This is a genomic window from Pseudomonas sp. TE6283, from assembly GCF_054060555.1.
Genome location: NZ_JBSSDH010000028.1, coordinates 15,388 through 38,350, shown reverse-complemented (window position 1 = coordinate 38,350; position 22,963 = coordinate 15,388). Strand labels below are relative to the sequence as shown.

The window sequence follows — 22,963 nt, the reverse complement described above, 5'->3', positions numbered from 1 at the left end:
GTACTCACAAGCACCCACACGAATTGCTTGATTCAATTTGTTAAAGAGCGTTTGGCCAAGAGCGTTTCGTCTCAACCGAGGCGCGCATTCTACGCCTTCCTAATCTGCTGTCAAGCGTTGTTTTGAAGTTTTTTTCGAAGCTGCTTTTTGCAAAACAACTTCAACCTCAACAACTTACCGCTTGCCTCGTGGCGTTCAACGCTGCGAGGAGGCGAATAATACGCGGTTTGATTTCAGAGTCAACACCTTGATCTGAAAAAACTTTCGATCGCCATCCGGCGGTCGCTCGGCAACTATTCGATGCGGTTGCCGCTCTGTAGAGAAACACGCAAGCGGAGCGGCTACCAATGAGCGATGCACAGAGCGAGAAGACCCCGGGGCTGTCGCCGGACGAAGAGCAGGAAGTCAGCCACAACCAACCGCCCCGGGCGGCGGTGCTGCACGAGATCATCCGCGCCCAGGGTGACCACGAACTTGAACGCACGCTCGCCGCCTTGTGGTGGTCGGCGCTGGCGGCAGGCCTGACCATGGGCCTGTCGTTGATGGCCATGGGACTGTTCTACGCCCGCCTGCCCGAAGGCGACAGCGCCCAGGTGATCGCCAGCCTGGGCTACAGCGCAGGCTTCCTGGCGGTGATCCTCGCCCGCCAGCAACTGTTCACCGAAAACACCCTGACCGCCGTGCTGCCACTGATGACCACCCCCACTCTCACCAACCTGGGCCGCCTGCTGCGCCTGTGGACCATCGTCCTGCTCGGCAACCTGGCCGGCACGCTGCTGGTAGCCTGGGTGATGCTCGAACTGCCGATATTCGACAGCAAGACCGATATCGCCTTCCTGGATGTGGGCCGCAAGGTGATGGAGAACGGCATCGGCCAGATGTTCGCCAAGGGCATCGTCTCGGGTTGGATGATCGCCACCATGGTCTGGATGATCCCGTCCATGGAGCACGCCAAGATCTGGATCATCCTGATGATCACCTACCTGATGGCCCTGGGCGACTTCACGCATATAGTAGTGGGCTCGGTCGAGGTCTCTTACCTGGTCTGGGCCGGCGAGCAGAGCTGGAGCACCTTCTGGCTCGACTTCGCCCTGCCCACCCTGGCCGGCAACATCATTGGCGGCAGTTTCATCTTCGCCTTGATCAGCCATGCCCAAGTGCGCAGCGACAGCGGCAAGCCGCCCTCGAAACTGTTGAAGAACGACAAGGAGATCAGGAACTAGCGCGCAGCAACCGCGCGCTCGGACGCCCTGCTTCGCTGCGGCAATGGCCGCGGCCGCCACCAGTTCTGCCCCGGATGTGGCGAGTCGAGGCTGACCCGCTCGCCCATCTGCGGCGTGCTCAGCTGCACCTGGGCGGTATTGGCCAGTGCCAGGATGCGCTCGAAGGGCTCCTGCCAGCTGTGGATGGACAGGTCGAAGGTACCGTTGTGAATAGGCAGCAGCCAACGGCCCTTCAGGTCCAGGTGCGCCTGCAGGGTCTGCTCCGGCTGCATATGCACACTGGGCCAGGCAACGTTGTAGGCGCCGGTCTCCATCAAGGTCAGGTCGAAGGGCCCGTAGCGCTCGCCGATCTCGCGAAAGCCGGCGAAGTAACCAGTATCACCGCTGAAGAACAGCCGCAGCCCTTCGTCGATCATCACCCAGGACGCCCACAGCCTGCGGTTGCTGTCGAACAACCCGCGCCCGGAAAAGTGCTGCGCCGGCGTGGCGGCGAAGCGCACGCCTTCGACCTCGGTTTCCTGCCACCAGTCCATCTCGCGCACCTTGCCCGGCGGCACGCCCCACTCGATGAGCAGGTCACCCACCCCCAGCGGCGCGAGAAAGTGCTCGGTGCGCGGCGCCAACCGGCGGATGGCCTGCTCGTCGAGGTGGTCGAAATGGTCATGGGAGAGGATCACCGCAGTCAGCGGCGGCAGATCGTCGAGCGCCAACGGCGGCGCATGGAAGCGCAACGGCCCGGCCCACTGCACCGGCGAGGCGCGCTCGGCGAACACCGGGTCGGTAATGAAGAAGCGCCCGCGCAGCTTGAGCAGTACGGTGGAGTGGCCAAGACGCCACAGGCTGTGATCCGGCGCGTCGGCCACCTGCTGGCGGGTCATCGGCTGCAGGCTCAACGCAGCATCTGGCCGGGTTTGCGGCGGCTTGCGCAGCAGCAGGTACTTGACGCCGATGCGCAGCTTCTTGAGCACGCCGTCCCTGGGCAGCTCGACCTGGTTGTGAAAGCGTCCGTCCCGGTGCGGTGCCGGCTCGCCGGCGGGGGTAGCCATGGGGACCATGAGCAACAACACTCCGCAAATGAAGAAGGCCTTCATATTACTCCACAGGGTCGGATCAACCGTGAAATGGCTTGTAAGGTCATTTTTCGCCGATGAACGATTGTTCAACAATATTCACACGACTTATGCGATAAACGGCGCCCCACAGAAGAACGACAACCATGATCGACAACCGCAGCGGCAAGGGGCTCTCTTTCGTCAGGCGCATCTACCTGCCGCGCATCATCGGCCTGGGGATCGGCCTGTTCAGCGTAATGGCGGCCATCGCCCCGCTGAACCCGCCGCAGTGGGCCTGGGCCCTGTTGCTATTCAATGGCCTGCTCTGGCCCCATGTGGCCTATCAATGGGCCCGGCGCTCTGCCACGCCCTACCAGGCCGAACAGCGCAACATCCTGCTGGATTCGCTGATGGGCGGGTTCTGGACCGCAGCGATGCATTTCAACCCGCTGCCCACGGTGACCATCCTGTCGATGATGACCATGAACAACGTCGCCGCCGGCGGCAAACGGGTGCTGCTGCGCGGTCTGCTGGCCCAACTGGGCGGCATGCTGCTGGCCAGCGCCCTGCTCGGTACCGGCCTGCAGCCCCAGGCCACGCAACTGCAGGTGCTTGCCTGCCTGCCGATGCTCACCGTCTACCCCTTGGCCCTGGGTTGGGTGTGCTACCAGTTGGCGATCAAGCTGGCCGAGCACAAGCGCCGCCTAAGCGCCCTGAGCCGCACCGACAGCCTTACCGGCCTGCTCAACCATGGCTCGTGGAAGGACCTGCTGCTGCTCAAGTTCCAGATCTGCCAGCAACAGCAGCTGCCGGCGGTAGTCGCCCTGATCGACATCGACCACTTCAAGACCATCAACGACACCTACGGCCATGTGGTCGGCGACTGCGTGCTGCGCCAGCTCAGCCAGGAACTGCGGCGCAACCTGCGCGAGGACGACCTGGCCGGGCGCTACGGCGGTGACGAGTTCTGCGTGATCCTCCCCGGGGCCCAGGAAGCCCAGGCGTGCCAGGCCATGGAGCGCCTGCGCGAGCGCGTGGGCGCCTATCGCAACCCGCAACTGCCGGGCCTGCGCATCAGCCTGAGCATCGGGCTGGCGGACTTTCGCACCACCCTCGCCTCGCCCGAACACTGGCTGGAACAGGCCGACAAGGCCCTGTACGCCGCCAAGCACCAGGGGCGCGACCAGGTCAATTTCGCCCGCGGCGAGGCCGCCCTGCTCAAGCTGGCCTATCCTGACTGAACCTTCGCCCAGGCCCCGGGTGCAGACAGCAGTTGAAGGAGTCGCCCGTACATGGACAGGAACGTCGACCTTTCATCCTCCAGCCCCACTTCGCGCCTGCAGGTGCGCAGGCTGGTAGGCGCCTTCTGCGCTCTGTTCGGCCTCGCCTGCGTGTTCACCCTGGTGGCGCTGTTCAACATCGCCGCCACGCTGGACCGCCAGGCGCTGGAGCAGAGCACCTTCCAGGCTACCCAGGCACTGGAGCAGCGGCTGGTGGCGTCGCGCCAGTTCCTCTCCAGCTACGCCGTCTGGGACGCCGCCTACGAACATCTGGCAGGCAAGGTCGACTGGCAGTGGGCGTATGACGAGAAGAACGTCGGTGAGTCGCTGTACAGCGCCAGCGGCTACGAAGGCGTGTTCGTGATCGAGGATGACCGCACCACCTATGCCCTGTTCAAGGGCAAGCCCACCGACTCACCGGCCAGCGCCCATATCGACAGTCCCCTGGCGCCGATCATCGACGCGGCGCGAAAGGCGGCCCCGGCCCGCGAGCAGGTGGCCCACTTCGTGCGCTTCAACGGCTGGCCCGCGGTGCTCAGCGCGGCGGCGGTGCGCCCGGACAAAGATGTGACCGAGACGGATGTGCGCCAGGCGCCGGTGATGGTGTTTATCGACCAACTGACCGAGGCCAAGCTCGCCGTGCTGGGCAAGGGGGCGGGCCTGACCGGCATGCGCCTGGAGAAAAATGGCGCCGCCCAGACCGGACAACCGCACATCGCCCTGGAGGAAACCGGCTATTACCTGGCCTGGAACACGCCGCTACCGGGTCGCCAGTTGCTCCACGCCTTCCTGCCGCCGCTGCTGGCGGTGCTGCTGGTGCTCGGCCTGGTGCTGCTGTACCTGTTCCGCCATGCCCTGCGCAGCTCCCGCGCCATCGACGAGAGCCTGCTGCGCCTGCAGCAAAGCAACCGCGCCCTGGAGGCCAGCGAGCAGCGCTTTCGCGCAGTGGCCGAGGCTGCGTCGGACTGGATCTGGGAAACCGACCGCCAGCACCGCCTGACCTACCTGTCGCAGCGCTTCGTCAGCGTCACCGGCTACCGGCTTGAGGACTGGATAGGCCAGCCGCTAAACCAGCTGCTGGCCTGCGACACCACGCCCCTGCTGCCGTGGCTCGACAGCCAGGCCGACGACAACCCGCAGCAACTGGCCAACCTGCGCTGCAACTACGATGACGCCAGCGGGCAGAACCGCTACTGCCGCGTTTCGGCGCGCTCGATCGTCTACGAGGGCAAGCTCGCCGGCTTTCGCGGCACCGCCAGCGATATCACTGACGAAGTCGCCGCCCATGCCCGCATCCAGCACCTGTCGATGCACGATGCCCTGACTGGCCTTGCCAACCGCAACAAGCTGTCACGCCACCTTGAGCATGCGCTGTTGCGCGGCAGCGATTCACCGCCGCTGACCTTGCTGCTGCTCGACCTGGACAGTTTCAAGCCGATCAACGATTCCCTCGGCCACCCGGCCGGCGACGCGGTGTTGCAGGAGGTGGCCGGTCGCCTGCGCGACACCACCCGCGAAAATGACCTGGTGGCTCGCCTGGGCGGCGACGAGTTCGTCCTGGTGCTGCATGGCCTGGACAATCGCAGCGAGATCGATCGTTTCTGCGCCCGCCTGCTCGAGTTGCTGCAGCAACCTATAACCTACGAGGGACAACAGTTGCATATCGGCGCCAGCATTGGCATCGCCCAGACCCGAATCCAGGGCTACGATGCCGGTGAGTTGATCCGCTACGCCGACATTGCGCTGTACCAGGCCAAAGCCGACGGCAAGAATACCTGGCGTTACTTCTCGCCAGAGATGAACCAGCAGATCCAGTACCGCCGACAACTGGAAAACGACCTGCGCCGGGCGATCAAGCAGCACGAGTTCGTCCTGCACTATCAGCCACGCTATCGCCTGTACGACCTGCGCATCGTCTCGGTGGAGGCCCTGCTGCGCTGGCAGCACCCCGAGGAGGGCCTGCTCGGGCCGGACACCTTCATTCCCCTGGCCGAGCAGAGCGACCTGATCGTGCCCCTTGGTCGCTGGGTGCTGGCCGAGGCCTGCCGCAATGCCCGCGACTGGCCCGACGAACTGCTGGTCTCGGTCAACCTGTCGCCGGCGCAGTTCTCCCGCAGCGATGTGGTCGCCGATGTGCGCCAGGTGCTGCTGGACACCGGCTTCCCGGCCCAGCGCCTGGAACTGGAGATCACCGAGAACGTGATGCTCAACGACATCGAAGGCGCCCTGGGCACCATGCTCGCGCTAAAGGAGCTGGGCGTGCGCCTGAACATGGACGACTTCGGCACCGGTTACTCGTCGCTGGGTTACCTGCGCACCTACCCCTTCGACAGCATCAAGATCGACAAGCGCTTCATCGCCGGGCTCAGCAGCCAGAGCGGCAACGACCGGGCAGTGGTCCAGGCCATCATCAACCTGGGCAAGGCCATGGGGCTGACGGTCACCGCCGAGGGGGTGGAGACCGAGCAGCAGTTGCAGGCGCTGGACAGGGAGCAGTGCCATGAGGTCCAGGGCTACTACCTGAGCAAGCCGGTGGACCGGGCGGGGTTCGAGGCGCTGCTGGCGGGCCGCGAGGTGCGCCAGCAGGATGTGTCCTGAGTCCCTCTTGATGCATGCCTTCAGCGCAGGCTGCGTTCAGCCACGATCTCCGGCAGGTCGGTGCGCTTGAGGTAGATACGCAGCGGCTCGCCGATGTTCAGCCGATCGTCCACGTGCTGCTCCAGCAGCAAGGCCAGGCGCTCCCGGCACAATGCCATGCGCGTGTCGGCCTCGGGGCGCCAGACGAACTCGTTGCAGGGGGTGATGCTGTCGTCGGCGACGTCCATGCCGAACGAATCTTCGGAAAACCGCACGATATGAATGCCGCGCTTGCCGTGGAAGCCGACAAAGCCCTTGAGCTGTTCGGCGGCGTTGCAGATGTCCTGGGAAGTGATGGCCATGGCGTAACCTCGCAAAATTCGGAAGTGACGCACGCAGGGAACGGTCACCTCTGGCGGGCGACGCGCAGGTACCAGCCTAACGCAACTGCGGGAACCTTCGCCACGCATTCTCACCCTTCCCGTTTCAGCCGGTTGGCGCCGCCACCGGGTCGACCTGCGACGCCAGCAGCGCCGCCAGCCAGTTCATGAACGCCTGGACCCGGCGCGGCACATGGCGCTGCCGGGCATACAGCAGCGACACCGGCATGGCCCGCGCCTGCCAGGGCTCGAGCAGCGATATCAGTTCACCATTGCGCAGGTGTTCATCGACGCCCACCGCCGGTACCTGGATCAGCCCGAGCCCGGCCAGGCAGGCGGCGGAATAGGCTTCGGCATTGTTCACCGTGACCACGCCGGCCATGGCCTGGAAGCGCAGCTCGCCCTCCTGCACGTATTCGAACCCGGCGCTGCGGGCACCGAGGTTGCGCACGTAGTGGACCAACCGATGGCCGGCCAGATCCTGCAGGTTCCGTGGCACGCCGTGACGCTCGAGGTAGGCGGGGCTGGCACAGTTGCGCATGCTCAGTCGCCCCACCGGGCGGGCGACCACGTCCAGTTCGCTGAGCGCGCCGATGCGCATCACGCAGTCGAAGCCTTCGCGCAGCAGGTCGACCTGGCGGTCGGTGCAACTAAGCTCCACTTCCAGGCTCGGGAAACGCTCGAGAAACCCTGGCAGCGCCGGCACGATCAGCCGCCGCGCCATCATGGTCGGCAGGTCGATGCGCAGGCGCCCGGTCAGCTCGGCATCGTCGGCGCTGAACAGGCTCTCGATCTCGTCCATGCCCGACAGCAGGTCCTTGCTGCGCTCGTAGAGCAAGGCACCGTCCTGGGTGGTCTGCACCCGCCGCGTGGTGCGGTTGAACAGGCGCGTGCCGAGCAACCGTTCCAGCGCCCGCACCTGCTCGGAGACGGTCGAACGCGGCAGGCCCAGGCTTTCGCCGGCCAGGGTGAAACTGCTCAGTTCGCTGACCCTGACAAAGGTGCGCAACAGCTCAAGCTTGTTCATCACGGGCTCCGATTGTCCATTCAAGACGAACAGTATTTCCGGAATTAGTGGATTTAACAGCCATCAACCGATCAATAACCTGTCATTCAACCACCACCCCAACGAGGTAACCGACATGACTCGCAAGATCGCACTGATCACCGGCGCCAGCCGCGGCCTGGGCAAGAACACCGCCGAACACCTGGCCGCTCGTGGTATCGACATCATCGGCACCTACCACAGCAAGGCCGGCGAGGCCCACGCCGTGGCCGCCTCGCTCGAACAGGCCGGCGTGCGCGCCGCCATGCTGCAACTGGATGTCAGCGACAGCGCCAGCTTTGCCGCCTTCGCCGAGCGCCTGGGCGACACCCTCGAGCAGCAGTTTGGCCGCCGCCAGCTGGACTTCCTGGTGAACAACGCCGGCATCGGCCTGAACGTGCCGTTCAGCGAGACCAGCGAAGCGCAATTCGACCAGTTGCTGAACATCCAGCTCAAGGGGCCGTTCTTCCTCACCCAGCGCCTGCTGCCGCTGCTGGCCGACGGCGGGCGCATCGTCAACGTCTCCACCGGCCTGACCCGCTTCGCCCTGCCCGGCTACGCCGCCTATGCGGCCATGAAGGGCGCCATGGAAGTGCTGACCCGCTACCAGGCCAAGGAGCTGGGCGCGCGCGGCATCCGCGTGAACATTCTTGCGCCGGGCGCCATCGAGACCGACTTCGGCGGTGGCGTGGTGCGCGACAACCAGCAGGTCAATGACTACATCGCCGGCAACACGGCGTTGGGACGCGTCGGCCTGCCCGACGATATCGGTGCGGCCATCGCCCTGTTACTGGAGGACGGCAATGGCTGGATCACGGGGCAGCGGCTGGAGGTTTCTGGGGGGATGTTTCTCTAGGCATGTGGCAGATTGACTGGCTTGTTACGCGGTTCCCTGTAGGCCTTGTGTCGCGAAAGGGGCGCGAAGCGGCCCCAGGATCTTGGGTATGTTTCTAGATTGTCGGGGCTGCTTCGCAGCCCTTTCGCGACACAAGGCCGCTCCCACAGGGATCGCGCCAGATTCTAAAAATTGAGCAAGACAGTTGCTCCCACAATCCCGGTCGTTCAAGCGCGGCTCAGGGCCTGATGCAGCGCTGCCACGGCGGGTAGTGCCAAGGCCTCATGGGACATGCACAACCCGACCCGACGGCGCAGCGTCAGGCCGCTGCCCGGCTGCCAGTAGACGCCCGGGCAACGCTCGGCCAGCGACTGCGGCAACCACGCCGCGCCCTGCCCGGCGGCGACCATGGCCAGGACCCGTTGCAACGAACCGGCCTGGCCGACCTGCTCACCCCCGTCATACAAGCCCATCAAGCGTTGGTGCGACGGGTGCTGCGGGCAGGTGATCCAGCGCCCGTCCGGCTGGCTGCCGGTGGCCATCACCCGCACGAACGCTTCCTCCCACAGCGGCAGGAACAGTTCGTCCTCGCAACGCTGGGCCTCATCGGCCAGGCGAGCGTCACCGTCGCAACCTTCCAGCAAGGTCAGTTGCAAACCCGCCACCGCCTGGCTGGCCAGGCGCACGCAGGCCTCGACCTGGGCCGGGGCGATGTCGGCCTCGATGCCCAGCGCCAACGGCACCCGCTCCTGCCCCTGGCGAAACCGCAGGCGCAGGGCCTCGGCCTCGGCCACCATGCGGCAGGCCTGGGGATACAGCTCGCGGGCCTGCTCGCTGACTTCGACGCCGCGGGCCTGACGCAGGAACAGTTCGACGCCGAGGTCCTCTTCCAGCTGGCGTATGGTCACCGACAAGGTCGGCTGGGCCACGCACAGGCGCCGGGCGGCTACAGTGATGTTGCGCGCTTCGAAGACCGCGATAAATGCCTTGAGATGACGGATATCCATAGATAAAACCGATGCCATCCAGAGAAATAAGCCGTTTTTCCTGGCCGAAGACACTATCTAGAATCCCTGCCATCGAAAGCGATTATGCCTTGGAGGCAACCATGAACAAATCCCTGATCATCGTCACTGGCGCCAGTTCCGGTATCGGCGCCGCCACCGCCCAGCGATTCTCCGCCGCGGGTCATCCGCTGCTGCTGATCGCCCGTCGCCTGGAACGCCTCGAGGCGCTGGCGCTCCCCGACTGCCTGTGCCGCGCCGTGGATATCCGCGACCGGACAGCGCTGGTGGCCGCCGTGGCCGAGGCCGAAGCGCTGTACGGCCCGGCCGATGCCCTGGTGAACAACGCGGGGGTGATGTTGCTGGGGCAGATGCACGAGCAGGACCCGGAGCAGTGGGAGCGCATGTTCGACATCAACGTCAAGGGCCTGCTAAACGGCGTGCATGCGCTGCTCGGCGGGATGATCGAGCGGCGCCATGGCACGCTGATCAACGTCAGCTCCGTGGCCGGGCGCAAGACTTTCCCCAACCATGTGGCCTATGTGGGCAGCAAGTTCGCCGTGCACGGGCTGTCGGAGAACCTGCGCGAAGAGTTGGCGCCGCACAATGTGCGGGTGGTGACCATCGCCCCGGGCGCGGTGGAGACCGAGCTGCTCGGGCATACCACCGACGAGGGCATCAAGCGCAACTACGAGGCATGGAAGGCCAATGACATGGGCGGCGTGGTGCTGAGCGCCGAGGATGTCGCCGGGGCGATCGTCTGGGCCTACCAGCAGCCGCAGCAGGTGTGCATTCGCGAGATCGTGCTGGCGGCGACCGCCCAACAACCCTGAGATGAATGCGCCGCGTTCGTCGCCAAGCCCCGCCCCACAATGAAAATACAGGCAAAAAAATGGGCGACCGAAGTCGCCCTAAATGCCTTGCGTGCTCGTGAATCGGGAAGGATCAGCGCTGATTACGCTTTTTCGAGTCCTTCCAGATGAAAATGCCCAGACCGGCGAAGAACGCCAACATCAACCCGACCGTTACCACACCGGCGATAACCACGTTGTCGAAGAACATGTCGGCCCCTCCCTTGATGTGCCGTCATCCGATGGGTGCAAGGTAACCAATGCCGGGAGGGGGAAAATTGACCGGAGTCAATGGCGCCCGGAGCCGGGCGCGCGAGGCGGGTGCAGGGTTGACTTGCATCAAGTTTCAGCGCTTCTTGGGTTTGCCCTTGGGCTTTTTCTTCTTGGCCTGGGCCAGCGGCATGGCCTGCTCGAAGGCCTGGCGCATGTCGTTCAGGCGCTTGTCATTGAGGTCGTGGATGCGTTTGGCGCGTTCGGCGCCGAAATCGATCAGGTTGTCTTGGCTCATGGCGGGCTCGACGGACAGCAGAAGCCTTCATGATGAAGGCAAGCGGCGGTGCTGACTAGAGCACAGAGCCTGGTCAGACTTCGATATCCACCAGCAGCCCCTGGCGCGTGCGCTCGCCCATCGGCGCTACCGGCACGGTGTTGTCGGCGTTGAGCTCCTCGCCGGGCACGGCTTCATAGCGCTCCCCTTCGGCCTGCTTGCGCCGTTGCTGCTGGCGGCGCTGCTCCTCGCGCAGCAGCAGGGCCTGCTCCTGGGGATCGCGATGATTCTTCAGGTCAATGGTGCCATCGCTGGAGGTCGGCTGCGTGGGCACCACCGGCGCAATGGTCGGCGGTGGCTTGACCGGGTCGTGTTGCGAGGTCACGGGGGCGGCACTGAGCGGGATGATCGGCGGCAGCATGGGGGGTCTCCTGTAGCCTTGTTGTCGGCTGGTGGTACGCCGCCTTGAATGCCTGCGGTCGAAGGTGTGCGGCGTGTCACAACGCCGCACTGCGCTGGAGTATAGCGCGGACTTACTCGGCTTCTTCGTCCGGGTCGTCGTCGGGCGCGGCGCTCGACTCGCTCCAGGGCCGCTTGTAGACCTGCTGCCAGACCGCGTCCATGTGCTCGCGCACGACCTGCGGGGCACTCTTGAGCGAAGCGCTGTCCTCGCGCTCGCCGCCGAACGCGTCTTCACCGGGTGGGCTGATCAGCGACTGGCCGGTGATGGTGTAGATCGCCTGCCCCTCACGCATCTCGATGGCGATGTCGTGGGGGTCGATGCCGCCGCCGCAGAAGGCGTGGCTGGCCACGGTCACTTCGGCGACGCCGTCCTTGTTCAGGTCACCGACATCGCTGACATCGGTATAGAAGTCGACGTCCAGGTCCAGTCCGGCGCAGGTGGTCTCCTGCTCGATCTGCCAGCGCGCCTTGAAAGCATCACCGCCGGCGGCGCGGCCATACAAGGTGGCCTTGAGCACCACCTTGTCGACTTCCTCCTCGGTGTCGGGGTCGGTGGCCTGGCCATCGACCCGGCTCAGCACCAGCAGGCCTTCACCCTCGCGGTCGTGGAAGTGCACGCTCTTGATCGGTGTCTGTACACCGAGCACCTCCAGTTGCTCGACCGGAATCGGTGGCAGGACTTCGAAGCTCTTCTGTTCGCAGGCGGCCAGCAGCGCGAGACTGCCCAGGCCCAGGGTGACGTTCAACCAGCGGTGCTTGGCAACCATGTTGGCGCGTGGCCCTCGTGACAGGACGGTATTCGTCGATGAAAGCGCTAGACTCTTCACATTCATTGGTCTGGCGAAGCCGATCCGTTAACATAGCCGGCTTTTTCATCGCGGGAGTTTTGGCAGTATGGCGCAGCAGTATCAACCGGGGCAACGCTGGATCAGCGACAGCGAAGCCGAGCTCGGTCTTGGGACCATCCTGGCGCAGGATGGCCGCCTGTTGACCGTGCTCTACCCGGCCACGGGCGACACCCGCCAATACTCGCTACGCAATGCGCCGCTGACCCGCGTGCGCTTTTCGCCCGGCGACCTGATCACCCACTTCGAAGGCTGGAAGCTGACCGTGCAGGAAGTCGAGGACATCGACGGCCTGATGGTCTACCACGGCATCGACGGCCAGAACCAGCCGCGTACCCTGCCCGAGACGCAACTGTCGAACTTCATCCAGTTCCGCCTGGCCAGCGACCGCCTGTTCGCCGGGCAGATCGACCCGCTATCGTGGTTCTCGCTGCGCTATAACACCCTGCAGCACACCAGCAAGCAGATGCTCTCGTCACTGTGGGGCCTGGGCGGTGTGCGCGCCCAACCCATCGCCCACCAGTTGCACATCGCCCGTGAAGTGGCCGACCGCATCGCTCCCCGGGTATTGCTGGCCGACGAAGTGGGCCTGGGCAAGACCATCGAGGCTGGCCTGGTAATCCACCGCCAGCTGCTGTCCGGGCGGGCCAATCGCGTGCTGATCCTGGTACCCGAGAACCTCCAGCACCAGTGGCTGGTGGAAATGCGCCGACGCTTCAACCTGCAGGTGGCACTGTTCGACGCCGAGCGCTTCATCGAGAGCGACGCCAGCAACCCGTTCGAGGACGCCCAGCTGGCGCTGGTCGCCCTGGAATGGCTGGTCGAGGATGAGAAGGCCCAGGACGCGCTGTTCGCCGCCGGCTGGGACCTGATGGTGGTCGACGAAGCCCACCACCTGGTCTGGCACGAGGAACAGGCCAGCGCCGAGTATGCGCTGGTCGAGCAACTGGCCCAGGTCATCCCGGGCGTGCTGCTGCTCACCGCCACCCCGGAACAGCTCGGCCAGGACAGCCACTTCGCCCGCCTGCGCCTGCTCGACCCCAACCGTTTCCACGACCTGGCCGCGTTCCGCGCCGAGAGCGAAAACTATCGCCCGGTCGCCGAAGCGGTGCAGGAACTGCTTGACGAAGGCCGTCTGTCGGCCAAGGCCCACGCTACTATCCAGGGCTTCCTCGGTGCCGAAGGCGAAGCCCTGCTGGCCGCGGTCAGCGATGGCGACAGCCAGGCCAGCGCCCGCCTGATCCGCGAGCTGCTCGACCGCCACGGTACCGGCCGCGTGCTGTTCCGCAACACCCGCGCGGCAATCCAGGGCTTCCCCGAGCGCCAGCTGCACCCCTACCCGCTGGCCAACCCCGACGCCTACGCCGAGCTGCCCTCGGGCGAGCGCGCCGAGTTGTACCCGGAAGTGGCCTTCCAGGCCCAGGGCGAGACCGGCGACGACGAGCGCTGGTGGCGTTTCGACCCACGGGTCGACTGGCTGATCGACACCCTGAAGATGCTCAAGCGCACCAAGGTCCTGGTGATCTGCGCCCACGCCGAGACCGCCATGGACCTGGAAGACGCCCTGCGCGTGCGCTCCGGCATCCCGGCCACGGTGTTCCATGAAGGCATGAGCATCCTCGAACGCGACCGCGCCGCCGCCTACTTCGCCGACGAGGAATTCGGCGCCCAGGTGCTGATCTGCTCCGAGATCGGCAGTGAGGGCCGCAACTTCCAGTTCGCCCACCACCTGGTGATGTTCGACCTGCCGGCCCACCCCGACCTGCTCGAGCAGCGCATCGGCCGTCTCGACCGGATCGGCCAGAAGCACACGATCCAGCTGCACATCCCGTACCTGCAGGACAGCCCGCAGGAGCGCCTGTTCCAGTGGTACCACGAAGGCCTCAACGCCTTCCTCAACACCTGCCCGACCGGCAACGCCCTGCAGCACCAGTTCGGCCCGCGCCTGCTGCCGCTGCTGGCCGACAGTGACGAGAAGAGCTGGGGCAAGCTGGTGGCCGAGGCCCGCGCCGAGCGCGAGCGCCTGGAAGCCGAGCTGCACACCGGCCGCGACCGCCTGCTGGAGCTCAACTCCGGTGGCGCCGGCGAAGGCCAGGCGCTGGTCGAGGCCATTCTCGAACAGGACGACCAGTTTGCCCTGCCGATCTACATGGAAACCCTGTTCGACGCCTTCGGCATCGACAGCGAGGACCATTCGGAAAATGCCCTGATCCTCAAGCCGAGCGAGAAGATGCTCGACGCCAGCTTCCCGCTGGGCGACGACGAAGGCGTGACCATCACCTACGACCGTGGCCAGGCGCTGTCGCGCGAGGACATGCAGTTCCTCACCTGGGAACACCCGATGGTCCAGGGTGGCATGGACCTGGTGCTGTCCGGTTCGATGGGCAACACCGCGGTTGCGCTGATCAAGAACAAGGCGCTCAAGCCCGGCACCGTGCTGCTCGAGCTGCTCTACGTCAGCGAAGTGGTCGCCCCGCGCAGCCTGCAGCTTGGCCGTTACCTGCCGCCGGCGGCGCTGCGCTGCCTGCTGGACACCAATGGCAACGACCTGGGCCCGCGGGTGGCGTTCGAAACCCTCAACGACCAGCTCGAAAGCGTGCCCAAGGCCAGCGCCAACAAGTTCGTCCAGGCCCAGCGCGACGTGCTGGCCAAGCGCATCGCCGCCGGCGAGGCCAAGGTCCTGCCGACCCACGACGAACGCGTGGCCCAGGCCCGCCAGCGGCTCACTGCCGAGGCCGACGAGGAACTGGCGCGCCTGACCGCGCTGAAGGCCGTGAACCCGAGCGTGCGTGACAGCGAGATCGATGCCCTGCGCAAGCAGCGTGAAGAAGGGCTGGCGGCGCTGGACAAAGCGGCGCTGCGCCTTGAGGCGATCCGGGTTCTGGTCGCGGGTTGATCATTGCAGGACAAGCCGGCTCCCACAGGAACATCGCTGTAACGTGTGGGAGCCACTGTCTTGCAGTGTGATCAGGATTCACACACAACCTGTAGGAGCGGCCTTGTGTCGCGAAAGGGCCGCAAAGCGGCCCCGGCGATCTTTGCATGAACGCTGAAATTCTGGGGGCTGCTTCGCAGCCCTTTCGCGACACAAGGCCGCTCCTACAGGGGTCGTGCGGTTCAGCAGTATTCATTTAGACCATCCAGCTATTGCCCTCATATCCAAATGGTAGAAATCAAAGTGCCATTAATCAGGAAGGCTTAAGCACACGTTTCTATACTCCTGCAGGAACAGTCTCCATCCGTGCTTTTTGGGGACGAGTGAAGACTCGACGAAGAGGCCTGCAATGGAGTGGCTGGGACTGCAATTGTTCGCCGAGCTGCCGGCGACCGGACAGATCATCCTCGACTGCCGACACAACCCCTTCCTGGTGCTGCTCGCCTTCATCGTGGCCAGCGCCGCCTGTTTCGCCACCCTGGACATGAGCGAACGCCAGAGCCAATGCGAGGACCGCTTCGCCCGTCGGCAATGGCGAGTGCTTGGCGCCTGCTGCCTGGCCGGCGGGATCTGGGCCATGCACTTCATCAGCATGCTGGCGTTCCAGGCACCGCTGGAGATCCACTTCGACGCGCCGCTGACCGGCTTGTCGCTGCTGGTGGCCCTGCTCGCCGCCTGGCTGGCGATGAACAGTCTCAACCGCAGCGAAATGCGCCTGCGCCACTATCTGCAGACCGCGCTGTTCATCGGCCTGGGCATCAGCGTCATGCACTACACCGGCATGGCCGCCCTGCAGACCAGCGCCCAGCAGTACTACCAGACCGGCCTGCTGCTCGCCTCCGTCGCCATCGCCGTGCTCGCCAGCCTGGTGGCGCTGCTGATGGCCCGCTACTTTCGCAAGGGCAGCGGCACCCTGCACCTGTTGCTCAAGTACGGCGCCAGCCTGCTGATGGCCGGCGGCATCGTGCTGACTCATTTCACCGGCATGGCGGCCATGACCCTGGTGATTCCCGGCGAAACCGCCCTGCGCCTGCCCTCGGCCGACAACAGTCTGCAGCTGGCGCTGACCATCGCTGTCATCACCCTGCTGATCAGCGCTGGCAGCATCAGCGCGGCGCTGGCCGACAAGAAGCTGCAGAGCAAGGAGCACGACCTGCGCCGGGTCAATGTGTTGCTCAGCCAGCTCGACCAGGCCCGGGCTTCGCTGCAGCAGGCAGCCCACTACGATGCCCTGACCAACCTGGTCAACCGCCGCGGCTTCAACCAGGTGTTCGCCGAGCGCCTGGCCGAACAGGCCGCCCATGAGGGCATGCTGGCGGTGATGTTCCTCGACATCGATCATTTCAAGCGCATCAACGACAGCCTCGGGCATGCCGCCGGCGACGAGCTGCTCAAGGTGATCGCCGGCCATATCAAGGCCGCCACCCGCGGCCAGGACCTGGTGGCGCGCTTCGGTGGCGATGAGTTCTGCATCGTCACCAGCCTCAACAGCCGCGACGAGGCCCGCCACCTGGCCCAGCGCATCATGCAGCGGATGAAGGAGCCGATCGACCTGGCGGGCCGGCGCATGGTAATGACCACCAGCATCGGCATCAGCATCTTCCCCGACGACGGCCAGAGCACCGAGGAACTGCTGAAGAACGCCGACCTGGCGCTGTACCAGTCCAAGGGTTGCGGGCGCAACAGCCTGAACTTCTTCAACAATGGCCTGAAGACCCGCGCCACCCTGGAGCTGCAACTGGAGGAGGAACTGCGCGTGGCGCTGTTCGAGGAGCGCGGCCTGTGCGTGCACTACCAGCCGATCTTCGACCTGCGCAGCGGCCAGGTGGCCAAGCTCGAGGCCCTGGTGCGCTGGCAGCACCCGCAGCACGGCCTGCTCAGCCCCGAGCGTTTCATCTGCATCGCCGAGGCCAACGGCCTGATCGCCGAACTGGACCTGTGGGTGCTGCGCCGGGCCTGCGAGGACCTGGCCCAGCTCAATCGCCACGGCTATGGCGAACTGAAGGTCACGGTGAACTGCTCGGCGCTCACCCTCGGCCGCGAGGAGCTGGCCACCGAGGTGGAGATGGCGCTGTTCCAGGCCGGCCTGGCGCCGCGCCAGCTGGAACTGGAGGTCACCGAAAACGCGCTGATGGGCGACATTCATCACACCATCAGCCTGCTCAAGCGCATCCGCGCCCAGGGCGTGGCGCTTTCGATCGACGACTTCGGCACCGGCTATTCGTCACTGGCCTACCTCAAGCGCCTGCCGCTGGACGTGCTCAAGATCGACCGCTCGTTCATCCAGGACGTGCCGGGCAGCCAGAAGGACCGGGAAATCGTCCAGGCAATCATCATCATGGCCCACACCCTGCACCTGAAGGTGGTCACCGAAGGCGTCGAGACCGTCGAGCAGCATGAGTTCCTCGCCAGCCATGGCTGCGACTACCTGCAGGGCTACCTGCTCAGCCGGCCGGTGCCGCTGGCCGAGCTACGGCCGATCCTCGAACGCCTCGACCGCCAATCGGGCGAGCTCAGTCCTTGTTGCGATACAGCGTTACCAGAGTCGCCGGATCTTTTTGCAGATAACCCTGGCTACCGTGCAGGCGCATCAGCTGCGCGGCGAGGCCACTGAGCGGCGTCGCCGAGCCCTGCTCGCGGGAAAACTTCACCGCGGTATCGAGGTCCTTGAGCAAGGTGCGCACGTGCCACTTGACCGGCTCGAAGCGGCTCTCGGCCATCTGCGGGGCAAGGATCTGCAGCGGCCTGGAGTCGGCGAATCCACCGGCCAGTGCCTCGGCGATCAGCCGCGCATCGACCCCTGACTGCTCGGCCAGGGCCACCACCTCGGCGATCACCAGTGCATTGCAGGCCACGATCATCTGGTTGCACGCCTTGGTCACCTGGCCGGCGCCCACCGCGCCCATGTGCGTGACCCGCTGGCCCAGGGTCAGCAGCACCGGCCGCGCCCGCTCGAGATCATCGGCCTCGCCACCGACCATGATCGCCAGGGTGCCGGCCTCGGCCCCCGGCGTGCCGCCGGACACCGGCGCATCGAGCCAGGCCATGCCGCACAGGGCGGCCAGCTCGGCAGCCATCTCACGGGTGGCGGTTGGCTCCAGGCTGGAGAAGTCCACCAGCAACTGACCACTGCGCCCGCCATGGACGATGCCCTGCTCGCCGAACACCACCTCGCGCACCACCGCCGTGTCGGCCAGGCACAGCAGCACCATGTCCGTCGCCTGGCACAGCTCGGCGGGGCTGGCGGCCAGTCGCGCACCGGCGGCGACCAGCTCGGCGCACTTGCCCGGACTGCGGTTCCACACGGTCAACGGATACCCGGCGGCCAGCAACCGACGGCACATTGGCAGGCCCATCAGGCCAATCCCGGCAAAACCCAACGAAGGCAATGCAGTACTCATGAGCGACTCCAGATTAAAGAAGCGTGACAAACGGACGATGCAATGCGGGTGCGAACGGAAAAACCTTAGTCCGACTAAGGAAACCCCCTATCGCATAAGAAAAAGACGCACTGATAAAGTCGCGAAATTTCTCCGTGATGGCTAGATGACATGCATCACCGGGAAGCCAACCACTCCAGGCAAATGGCGCACTATGACCTCTACGAACACTTCTGCCAATGCGGTCCCCGAGCCGACCCTCAGCCCCACTTCGCTGACTGCCGGCAGTGCTCGAGACCTTCCCGCCGCCCGCAGCATGCCGGCGCAGCAGTACCTGTACTTCACCGAGCAGGACATCCAGCGCATCCTCGACAATCTCGACGGCCTGCGCGACCTGGTGTTTCCGCCGAACCTGCACGTGGAGGACGAGGACCAGCTGCGCCTGGAGCAGCAGTTCCCGTCGGTGTGCCTGATTGGCCTGGGCCGCTGCGGCTCGAACATCGCCCTGGACGTGGCGGAACTGGTATACAACGCCCGCACCTTCTTCCTCAATGAGTACAACAACGAGGACCGCTTCAAGGGTGAAGCAGGCTACAGCCCGGCGCGCTGGATCCGCCAGAACCTGCGCCTGGTGCAGAACAAGGCCGCCAAGCCGGTGTTCCTGGTCGAGCCGCTGGTGATGCTGGGCGACCTGGACAAGGACATCGCCGGGCGCATCCGTTTCTCCCGCAAGGGCGAACGCGGCGGCTTCCTGCGCGACTACAGCAAGATGAAGATCATGGACCTGTCCGAGGTGCATGCCGGGGGTGCCGGTAACGCGCCGATCCTTGGCCAGTACCTGGCCAAGATCATCCTCAACAAGGACACCCAGCGCTTCTCCAGCGCCGACTGGAAACTGATCCACTCGTACCTGATCGACTCCTGCGGCATCAAGGCCAACCAGTCTCGCCTGTACTTCTACATTTTCAGCGCCGGCGGCGGCACAGGCTCGGGGATGGCCTCGGAATTCGGCCTGGCCCAGCAGTACTCGTACATGAACAAGACCTTCGACACCAAGCCGGCCGACGAGAACGACGGCAAGAGCGGGCACTCGTTCGTCTTCGAGCCGATCTTCACCAGCGGCATCTGCGTGCTGCCCAACGCCTCCGACCACCGCAGCGAAATGTCCGAGGCGCTGCACATCAACGCCGGACGCCTGCTGTGCAAATACCTGTCGGAGGAATGGGACTTCTCATACAACTTCGACAATGAAGACAGCAGCGAAGCCAGCGTCATGGGCCGTATCCGCCCGTGGAACGCGATGATGCTGATCTCCAACGACATCATGCGCTACGCCGAGGAGAGCGATGACGGCACGATCCAGAACATCGACGTCAACGCCATGGAGAAGCACGCCAACCAGTACATCTCCCAGCAGATCTTCAACATCCTCACCGCCCAGGCGGTGACCACCGACTACGACCAGAACTACTTCCGTCGCGCCGGCATCGACATCGGCGAGACCATTCGCCTGGACGCCAACGACCTGTTCATGAGCCTGGCCGGCCCCGTGGCCATCGCCTACGCCGAATCGGTGGTGCCGGAAGTGCCGCCGGCAGGGTCGGACAAGTTCAAGGTGTTCGAGCGCGAGCAGCCGCGCCTGGACATCGACGACCTGTTCTTCCGCTCCATCGACCTGCCGCACTTCAACAAGCAGACCCAGGCCATCGAGGGCATCAGCCTGCTGCCGATCGAGTCGCGCCGCTACCGCGCCGCGCTGGAGCAGTACCAGGCCTCAGGCTACGACGCCGCGGCCCTGCACGACCTGCACTTCTTCAAGAACTGCTCGTCGGTAGTGTCGATCGTCTCCCTGCCCAAGGACTACAAGCTGTCGTACATGGACCTGAACCGGCTCAAGACCCACCTCAACAGCCTGTTCCCCAACACCACGCTCAAGCGCTACGCGCTGGTGATCGGCGCCTCGGCCAACCTGTCGCTGACCACCCTGATCGCCAAGAGCCCTTGCCTGTCGGACGACTTCCTGACCCTGATCGTGGCGTTCATCAAGCGCTGCTTCGCGCGCAACCCGTACCGCTTCGACGACACCATGGACAACGCAATCCTGGAGTTCATCACCAGCGAGCACTTCGATGAAGACAGCATCGACGACCTGCTCAACGAGTTCGAGAACCCGGCGAAGATCCTCGACACCAACTGGTACGCGATCAAGCCGATGTACGAGAAGAAATACCGCGAGCTGATCAACGACAAGAGCCGCTTCGTCTCGATCAACGATATCCGCCTGTCGCGCGAGTGTGTGAAGAAGGCAGTGAAGTACCTGCGCGAGATCTTCCGCCATCGCATCGGCAAGACCCGGGTGATTTCGCTGAACAGCCATACCGGGCGCGTGGACTACTGAAAACCATCGCGGGGCAAGCCCGCTCCCACGAGGAGGCTTCGTGGGAGCGGGCTTGCCCCGCGATCATTTCGGCGGCGTATTACGCATGCCGTAAACTGTTACCGCCCCGCCAAATCACCCCGCCACTGTTACCAACTTCCACCTTACGTGAGCGTCAACGCGCACCATCGTGAGGCGCCTGCGCATTTTTAAGCACTAAAAAAGCGCGTGCTTATTCCGCTTTCTTCGCCTGGATCACGATGAACGGCGAAACCACCACCGCCCAGATCTCTGGATCGCGGGTTTGCAGGTCGAGCGCCTGCTCGGCGGAAACCGGTCCGACAGTGCCATCACTACGCCACTTGGCGAAGATCTCGCTGCGATTCTCGGCCATCGCCTCGGCAACGGTGATCAGGTCGAGGCTGGGGTCGACCCAAATCAGGTCACCCTTGGCCCAGAAACGCTCCAGGGCTTTCCACTCGATGACGGCGGTCTCGCCGAGCAATTTGGCATAGAGGGTGCTTACTTGATCAGTCATGGGTCTACCTGCGCAAAGATCGTCCAACAAAAAGGCGGCATTTTTGCAGAAAAACCTGGTTTCAAATACGTAATTTGGTCGATCAGGCCCGAACTTGTGGGGGCGGGCCGCGGATACCGGCAAAGTGATGGCGCTTTTCTGTATCTTTATGTCGACCAGGCGACACCCCTCGAAACAGACGCTTTTCGCCCGCTTTTCAAGCGCTCGGACGGCGCTCTACACTGTACCGGTACAGTTCCGGGACATGTTCCGGGGGAAGGTGGGCTCACGGCATGGCGTAGCCAGGCCGTAGATCCCGCCCGGTCTGTAGCCCTGGCCTCAGGACTATAAGAATTACAACAGAATGAGTGGAGCACTATGATCAAGATTTCCAAGCTGTTTGCCGCGATGGTTCTGGCCGGAGTCGCCAGCCATTCGTTTGCCGCCGACACCATCAAGATCGGCATCGCCGGTCCCAAGACCGGGCCGGTGACCCAGTACGGCGACATGCAGTTCGTCGGCGCCAAACAGGCCATCAAGGACATCAACGCCAAGGGCGGCGTCGATGGCAAGATGCTCGAAGCCAAGGAATACGACGACGCGTGCGACCCTAAACAGGCCGTGGCCGTCGCCAACAAAGTGGTCAACGATGGCGTCAAGTACGTGATCGGCCACCTCTGCTCCAGCTCCACCCAGCCTGCGTCCGACATCTACGAAGACGAAGGCGTGATCATGATCACCCCCGCCGCCACCTCCCCGGACATCACCAGCCGTGGCTACAAGATGGTCTTCCGCACCATCGGCCTGGACAGCGCCCAGGGCCCGGCCGCCGGCAACTACATCGCCGACCACGTCAAGCCGAAGGTCGTTGCGGTCCTGCACGACAAGCAGCAGTACGGCGAAGGCATCGCCACCGCGGTCAAGACCACCCTCGAGAAGAAAGGCACCAAGGTCGCCGTCTTCGAAGGCCTGAACGCCGGTGACAAGGACTTCTCCTCGATCATCCAGAAGCTCAAGCAGAACAACGTCGACTTCGTCTACTACGGCGGCTACCACCCGGAGCTGGGCCTGATCCTGCGCCAGGCGCAAGAGAAGGGCCTGAAGGCCAAGTTCATGGGTCCGGAAGGCGTGGGTAACGACTCCATCTCGCAGATCGCCCAGAATGCCTCCGAAGGCCTGCTGGTCACCCTGCCGAAATCGTTCGACGCCGACCCTGCGAACAAGGCCATCGTCGACGCCATCAAGGCCGACGGCAAGGACCCGAGCGGTCCGTTCGTGTTCCCGGCCTATTCGGCTGTCCAGCTGATCGCCGAAGGCATCAAGGCCGCCAAGTCCGAAGACACCGACAAGGTGGCTGCCGCCATCCACGCCGGTACCTTCAAGACCCCGACCGGCGACCTGTCCTACGACGAGAAAGGCGACCTGAAGGACTTCAAGTTCGTGGTCTACGAATGGCACTTCGGCAAGCCGAAGACCGAAGTCTCCCCTCAGTAACTGCGTGACTAATAGCTGACCGAGAAGCCCACTGTGCGAGCAGTGGGCTTTGTTTTACGAGGTTCTATGGACCTGATTCCCGTGATCCGGGAGCCGGTTCACCTGAAAATCTTAAAACCGTCACCCGCGGTTTCCTGGTTGTGCCCGCACAAGATCACGTGGCGTAGACCACGAGAACATGGGCCGGGGTCATCCCCCGCCAGAGAAATGCAAATCAGG

General features: G+C 64.4%; 19 protein-coding genes. 9 read left to right on the top strand and 10 right to left on the bottom strand.

Features of this window, described 5'->3' with window-relative positions:
* The first annotated feature begins 347 nt into the window (after positions 1-347).
* Positions 348-1,223, top strand: coding sequence for a formate/nitrite transporter family protein (locus ACVWZ5_RS24155; protein ID WP_062573096.1), 876 nt, complete (start codon positions 348-350; stop codon positions 1,221-1,223).
* Here the strand turns inward: ACVWZ5_RS24155 and ACVWZ5_RS24150 are convergent.
* On the bottom strand, positions 1,220-2,314 hold the full coding sequence (locus ACVWZ5_RS24150; protein WP_062573095.1) for an MBL fold metallo-hydrolase: 1,095 nt from the start codon (positions 2,312-2,314) through the stop codon (positions 1,220-1,222). The genes ACVWZ5_RS24155 and ACVWZ5_RS24150 overlap by 4 nt on opposite strands.
* A gap of 125 nt (positions 2,315-2,439) precedes the next feature.
* Here ACVWZ5_RS24150 and ACVWZ5_RS24145 point away from each other — a divergent pair, with 125 nt between their 5' ends.
* Entirely contained in the window at positions 2,440-3,516 is a 1,077-nt protein-coding gene (locus ACVWZ5_RS24145) for a diguanylate cyclase (RefSeq protein ID WP_062573094.1), read from the top strand.
* Between the two features lie 51 nt (positions 3,517-3,567).
* Positions 3,568-6,153 carry a bifunctional diguanylate cyclase/phosphodiesterase gene (locus ACVWZ5_RS24140; RefSeq protein ID WP_062573093.1) on the top strand — a complete coding sequence of 862 codons (2,586 nt, stop codon included), beginning with the start codon at positions 3,568-3,570 and terminating at the stop codon, positions 6,151-6,153.
* A 20-nt stretch (positions 6,154-6,173) separates the two neighbouring features.
* Here the strand turns inward: ACVWZ5_RS24140 and ACVWZ5_RS24135 are convergent, their stop codons facing one another.
* Entirely contained in the window at positions 6,174-6,494 is a 321-nt protein-coding gene (locus tag ACVWZ5_RS24135; RefSeq protein WP_062573092.1) for a DUF2025 family protein, read from the bottom strand.
* A gap of 124 nt (positions 6,495-6,618) precedes the next feature.
* Entirely contained in the window at positions 6,619-7,539 is a 921-nt protein-coding gene (locus ACVWZ5_RS24130) for a LysR family transcriptional regulator (RefSeq protein ID WP_084943287.1), read from the bottom strand.
* Between the two features lie 115 nt (positions 7,540-7,654).
* On the opposite strand from ACVWZ5_RS24130, the gene ACVWZ5_RS24125 reads away from it, so the two are divergent.
* On the top strand, positions 7,655-8,413 hold the full coding sequence (locus ACVWZ5_RS24125) for an SDR family NAD(P)-dependent oxidoreductase (protein WP_062573090.1): 759 nt from the start codon (positions 7,655-7,657) through the stop codon (positions 8,411-8,413).
* Between the two features lie 206 nt (positions 8,414-8,619).
* On the opposite strand, the gene ACVWZ5_RS24120 is transcribed toward ACVWZ5_RS24125, so the two are convergent.
* A complete protein-coding gene (locus ACVWZ5_RS24120; protein WP_062573089.1) occupies positions 8,620-9,399 on the bottom strand; it encodes a LysR family transcriptional regulator in 780 nt (259 codons plus the stop codon).
* A gap of 101 nt (positions 9,400-9,500) precedes the next feature.
* On the opposite strand from ACVWZ5_RS24120, the gene ACVWZ5_RS24115 reads away from it, so the two are divergent.
* A complete protein-coding gene (locus ACVWZ5_RS24115; RefSeq protein ID WP_084943285.1) occupies positions 9,501-10,229 on the top strand; it encodes an SDR family oxidoreductase in 729 nt (242 codons plus the stop codon).
* A 112-nt stretch (positions 10,230-10,341) separates the two neighbouring features.
* Here the strand turns inward: ACVWZ5_RS24115 and ccoM are convergent, their stop codons facing one another.
* From ccoM to ACVWZ5_RS24095, 4 genes are all read right to left on the bottom strand, one after another.
* On the bottom strand, positions 10,342-10,458 hold the full coding sequence (ccoM, locus tag ACVWZ5_RS24110) for a cytochrome c oxidase subunit CcoM (protein ID WP_023629476.1): 117 nt from the start codon (positions 10,456-10,458) through the stop codon (positions 10,342-10,344).
* 135 nt (positions 10,459-10,593) lie between these two features.
* Positions 10,594-10,755, bottom strand: a complete 162-nt coding sequence (locus ACVWZ5_RS24105) for a hypothetical protein (RefSeq protein ID WP_096048546.1) — start codon at positions 10,753-10,755, stop codon at positions 10,594-10,596.
* A 73-nt stretch (positions 10,756-10,828) separates the two neighbouring features.
* A complete protein-coding gene (locus tag ACVWZ5_RS24100; protein WP_062573087.1) occupies positions 10,829-11,155 on the bottom strand; it encodes a hypothetical protein in 327 nt (108 codons plus the stop codon).
* A gap of 112 nt (positions 11,156-11,267) precedes the next feature.
* Complete coding sequence (locus ACVWZ5_RS24095) at positions 11,268-11,963, bottom strand: M949_RS01915 family surface polysaccharide biosynthesis protein (RefSeq protein ID WP_062573086.1); 696 nt, start codon at positions 11,961-11,963, stop codon at positions 11,268-11,270.
* A 127-nt stretch (positions 11,964-12,090) separates the two neighbouring features.
* Here ACVWZ5_RS24095 and rapA point away from each other — a divergent pair, with 127 nt between their 5' ends.
* Together rapA and ACVWZ5_RS24085 are read left to right on the top strand one after the other, a co-directional pair.
* Positions 12,091-14,937 carry an RNA polymerase-associated protein RapA gene (gene rapA, locus ACVWZ5_RS24090; RefSeq protein ID WP_062573085.1) on the top strand — a complete coding sequence of 949 codons (2,847 nt, stop codon included), beginning with the start codon at positions 12,091-12,093 and terminating at the stop codon, positions 14,935-14,937.
* Positions 14,938-15,325: 388 nt separating this feature from the next.
* Positions 15,326-17,590 carry a putative bifunctional diguanylate cyclase/phosphodiesterase gene (locus tag ACVWZ5_RS24085; RefSeq protein WP_084943282.1) on the top strand — a complete coding sequence of 755 codons (2,265 nt, stop codon included), beginning with the start codon at positions 15,326-15,328 and terminating at the stop codon, positions 17,588-17,590.
* On the opposite strand, the gene ACVWZ5_RS24080 is transcribed toward ACVWZ5_RS24085, so the two are convergent.
* A complete protein-coding gene (locus tag ACVWZ5_RS24080; RefSeq protein ID WP_062573083.1) occupies positions 17,490-18,377 on the bottom strand; it encodes an NAD(P)-dependent oxidoreductase in 888 nt (295 codons plus the stop codon). The two genes, ACVWZ5_RS24085 and ACVWZ5_RS24080, sit on opposite strands and share 101 nt — an antisense overlap.
* Positions 18,378-18,570: 193 nt before the next feature.
* Here ACVWZ5_RS24080 and ACVWZ5_RS24075 point away from each other — a divergent pair, with 193 nt between their 5' ends.
* Positions 18,571-20,754: a hypothetical protein gene (locus ACVWZ5_RS24075; protein WP_028692116.1), complete on the top strand. Its 2,184-nt coding sequence runs from the start codon at positions 18,571-18,573 to the stop codon at positions 20,752-20,754.
* Positions 20,755-20,965: 211 nt separating this feature from the next.
* Here ACVWZ5_RS24075 and ACVWZ5_RS24070 read toward each other — a convergent pair whose 3' ends face one another.
* Complete coding sequence (locus ACVWZ5_RS24070) at positions 20,966-21,271, bottom strand: DUF2288 domain-containing protein (protein WP_050704232.1); 306 nt, start codon at positions 21,269-21,271, stop codon at positions 20,966-20,968.
* A 357-nt stretch (positions 21,272-21,628) separates the two neighbouring features.
* Between ACVWZ5_RS24070 and ACVWZ5_RS24065 the strand changes: the two genes are divergently transcribed.
* A complete protein-coding gene (locus ACVWZ5_RS24065) occupies positions 21,629-22,744 on the top strand; it encodes a branched-chain amino acid ABC transporter substrate-binding protein (RefSeq protein ID WP_062573082.1) in 1,116 nt (371 codons plus the stop codon).
* The last annotated feature ends 219 nt before the right edge of the window (positions 22,745-22,963 follow it).

Bases quoted from the DNA above. Each gene is read 5' to 3' on its own strand.
- ACVWZ5_RS24155 (WP_062573096.1), top strand. From the start codon at position 348: ATGAGCGATGCACAGAGCGAGAAGACCCCGGGGCTGTCGCCGGACGAA.
- ACVWZ5_RS24150 (WP_062573095.1), bottom strand. From the start codon at position 2,314: ATGAAGGCCTTCTTCATTTGCGGAGTGTTGTTGCTCATGGTCCCCATG.
- ACVWZ5_RS24145 (WP_062573094.1), top strand. From the start codon at position 2,440: ATGATCGACAACCGCAGCGGCAAGGGGCTCTCTTTCGTCAGGCGCATC.
- ACVWZ5_RS24140 (WP_062573093.1), top strand. From the start codon at position 3,568: ATGGACAGGAACGTCGACCTTTCATCCTCCAGCCCCACTTCGCGCCTG.
- ACVWZ5_RS24135 (WP_062573092.1), bottom strand. From the start codon at position 6,494: ATGGCCATCACTTCCCAGGACATCTGCAACGCCGCCGAACAGCTCAAG.
- ACVWZ5_RS24130 (WP_084943287.1), bottom strand. From the start codon at position 7,539: ATGAACAAGCTTGAGCTGTTGCGCACCTTTGTCAGGGTCAGCGAACTG.
- ACVWZ5_RS24125 (WP_062573090.1), top strand. From the start codon at position 7,655: ATGACTCGCAAGATCGCACTGATCACCGGCGCCAGCCGCGGCCTGGGC.
- ACVWZ5_RS24120 (WP_062573089.1), bottom strand. From the start codon at position 9,399: ATGGATATCCGTCATCTCAAGGCATTTATCGCGGTCTTCGAAGCGCGC.
- ACVWZ5_RS24115 (WP_084943285.1), top strand. From the start codon at position 9,501: ATGAACAAATCCCTGATCATCGTCACTGGCGCCAGTTCCGGTATCGGC.
- ccoM (WP_023629476.1), bottom strand. From the start codon at position 10,458: ATGTTCTTCGACAACGTGGTTATCGCCGGTGTGGTAACGGTCGGGTTG.
- ACVWZ5_RS24105 (WP_096048546.1), bottom strand. From the start codon at position 10,755: ATGAGCCAAGACAACCTGATCGATTTCGGCGCCGAACGCGCCAAACGC.
- ACVWZ5_RS24100 (WP_062573087.1), bottom strand. From the start codon at position 11,155: ATGCTGCCGCCGATCATCCCGCTCAGTGCCGCCCCCGTGACCTCGCAA.
- ACVWZ5_RS24095 (WP_062573086.1), bottom strand. From the start codon at position 11,963: ATGGTTGCCAAGCACCGCTGGTTGAACGTCACCCTGGGCCTGGGCAGT.
- rapA (WP_062573085.1), top strand. From the start codon at position 12,091: ATGGCGCAGCAGTATCAACCGGGGCAACGCTGGATCAGCGACAGCGAA.
- ACVWZ5_RS24085 (WP_084943282.1), top strand. From the start codon at position 15,326: ATGGAGTGGCTGGGACTGCAATTGTTCGCCGAGCTGCCGGCGACCGGA.
- ACVWZ5_RS24080 (WP_062573083.1), bottom strand. From the start codon at position 18,377: ATGAGTACTGCATTGCCTTCGTTGGGTTTTGCCGGGATTGGCCTGATG.
- ACVWZ5_RS24075 (WP_028692116.1), top strand. From the start codon at position 18,571: ATGACCTCTACGAACACTTCTGCCAATGCGGTCCCCGAGCCGACCCTC.
- ACVWZ5_RS24070 (WP_050704232.1), bottom strand. From the start codon at position 21,271: ATGACTGATCAAGTAAGCACCCTCTATGCCAAATTGCTCGGCGAGACC.
- ACVWZ5_RS24065 (WP_062573082.1), top strand. From the start codon at position 21,629: ATGATCAAGATTTCCAAGCTGTTTGCCGCGATGGTTCTGGCCGGAGTC.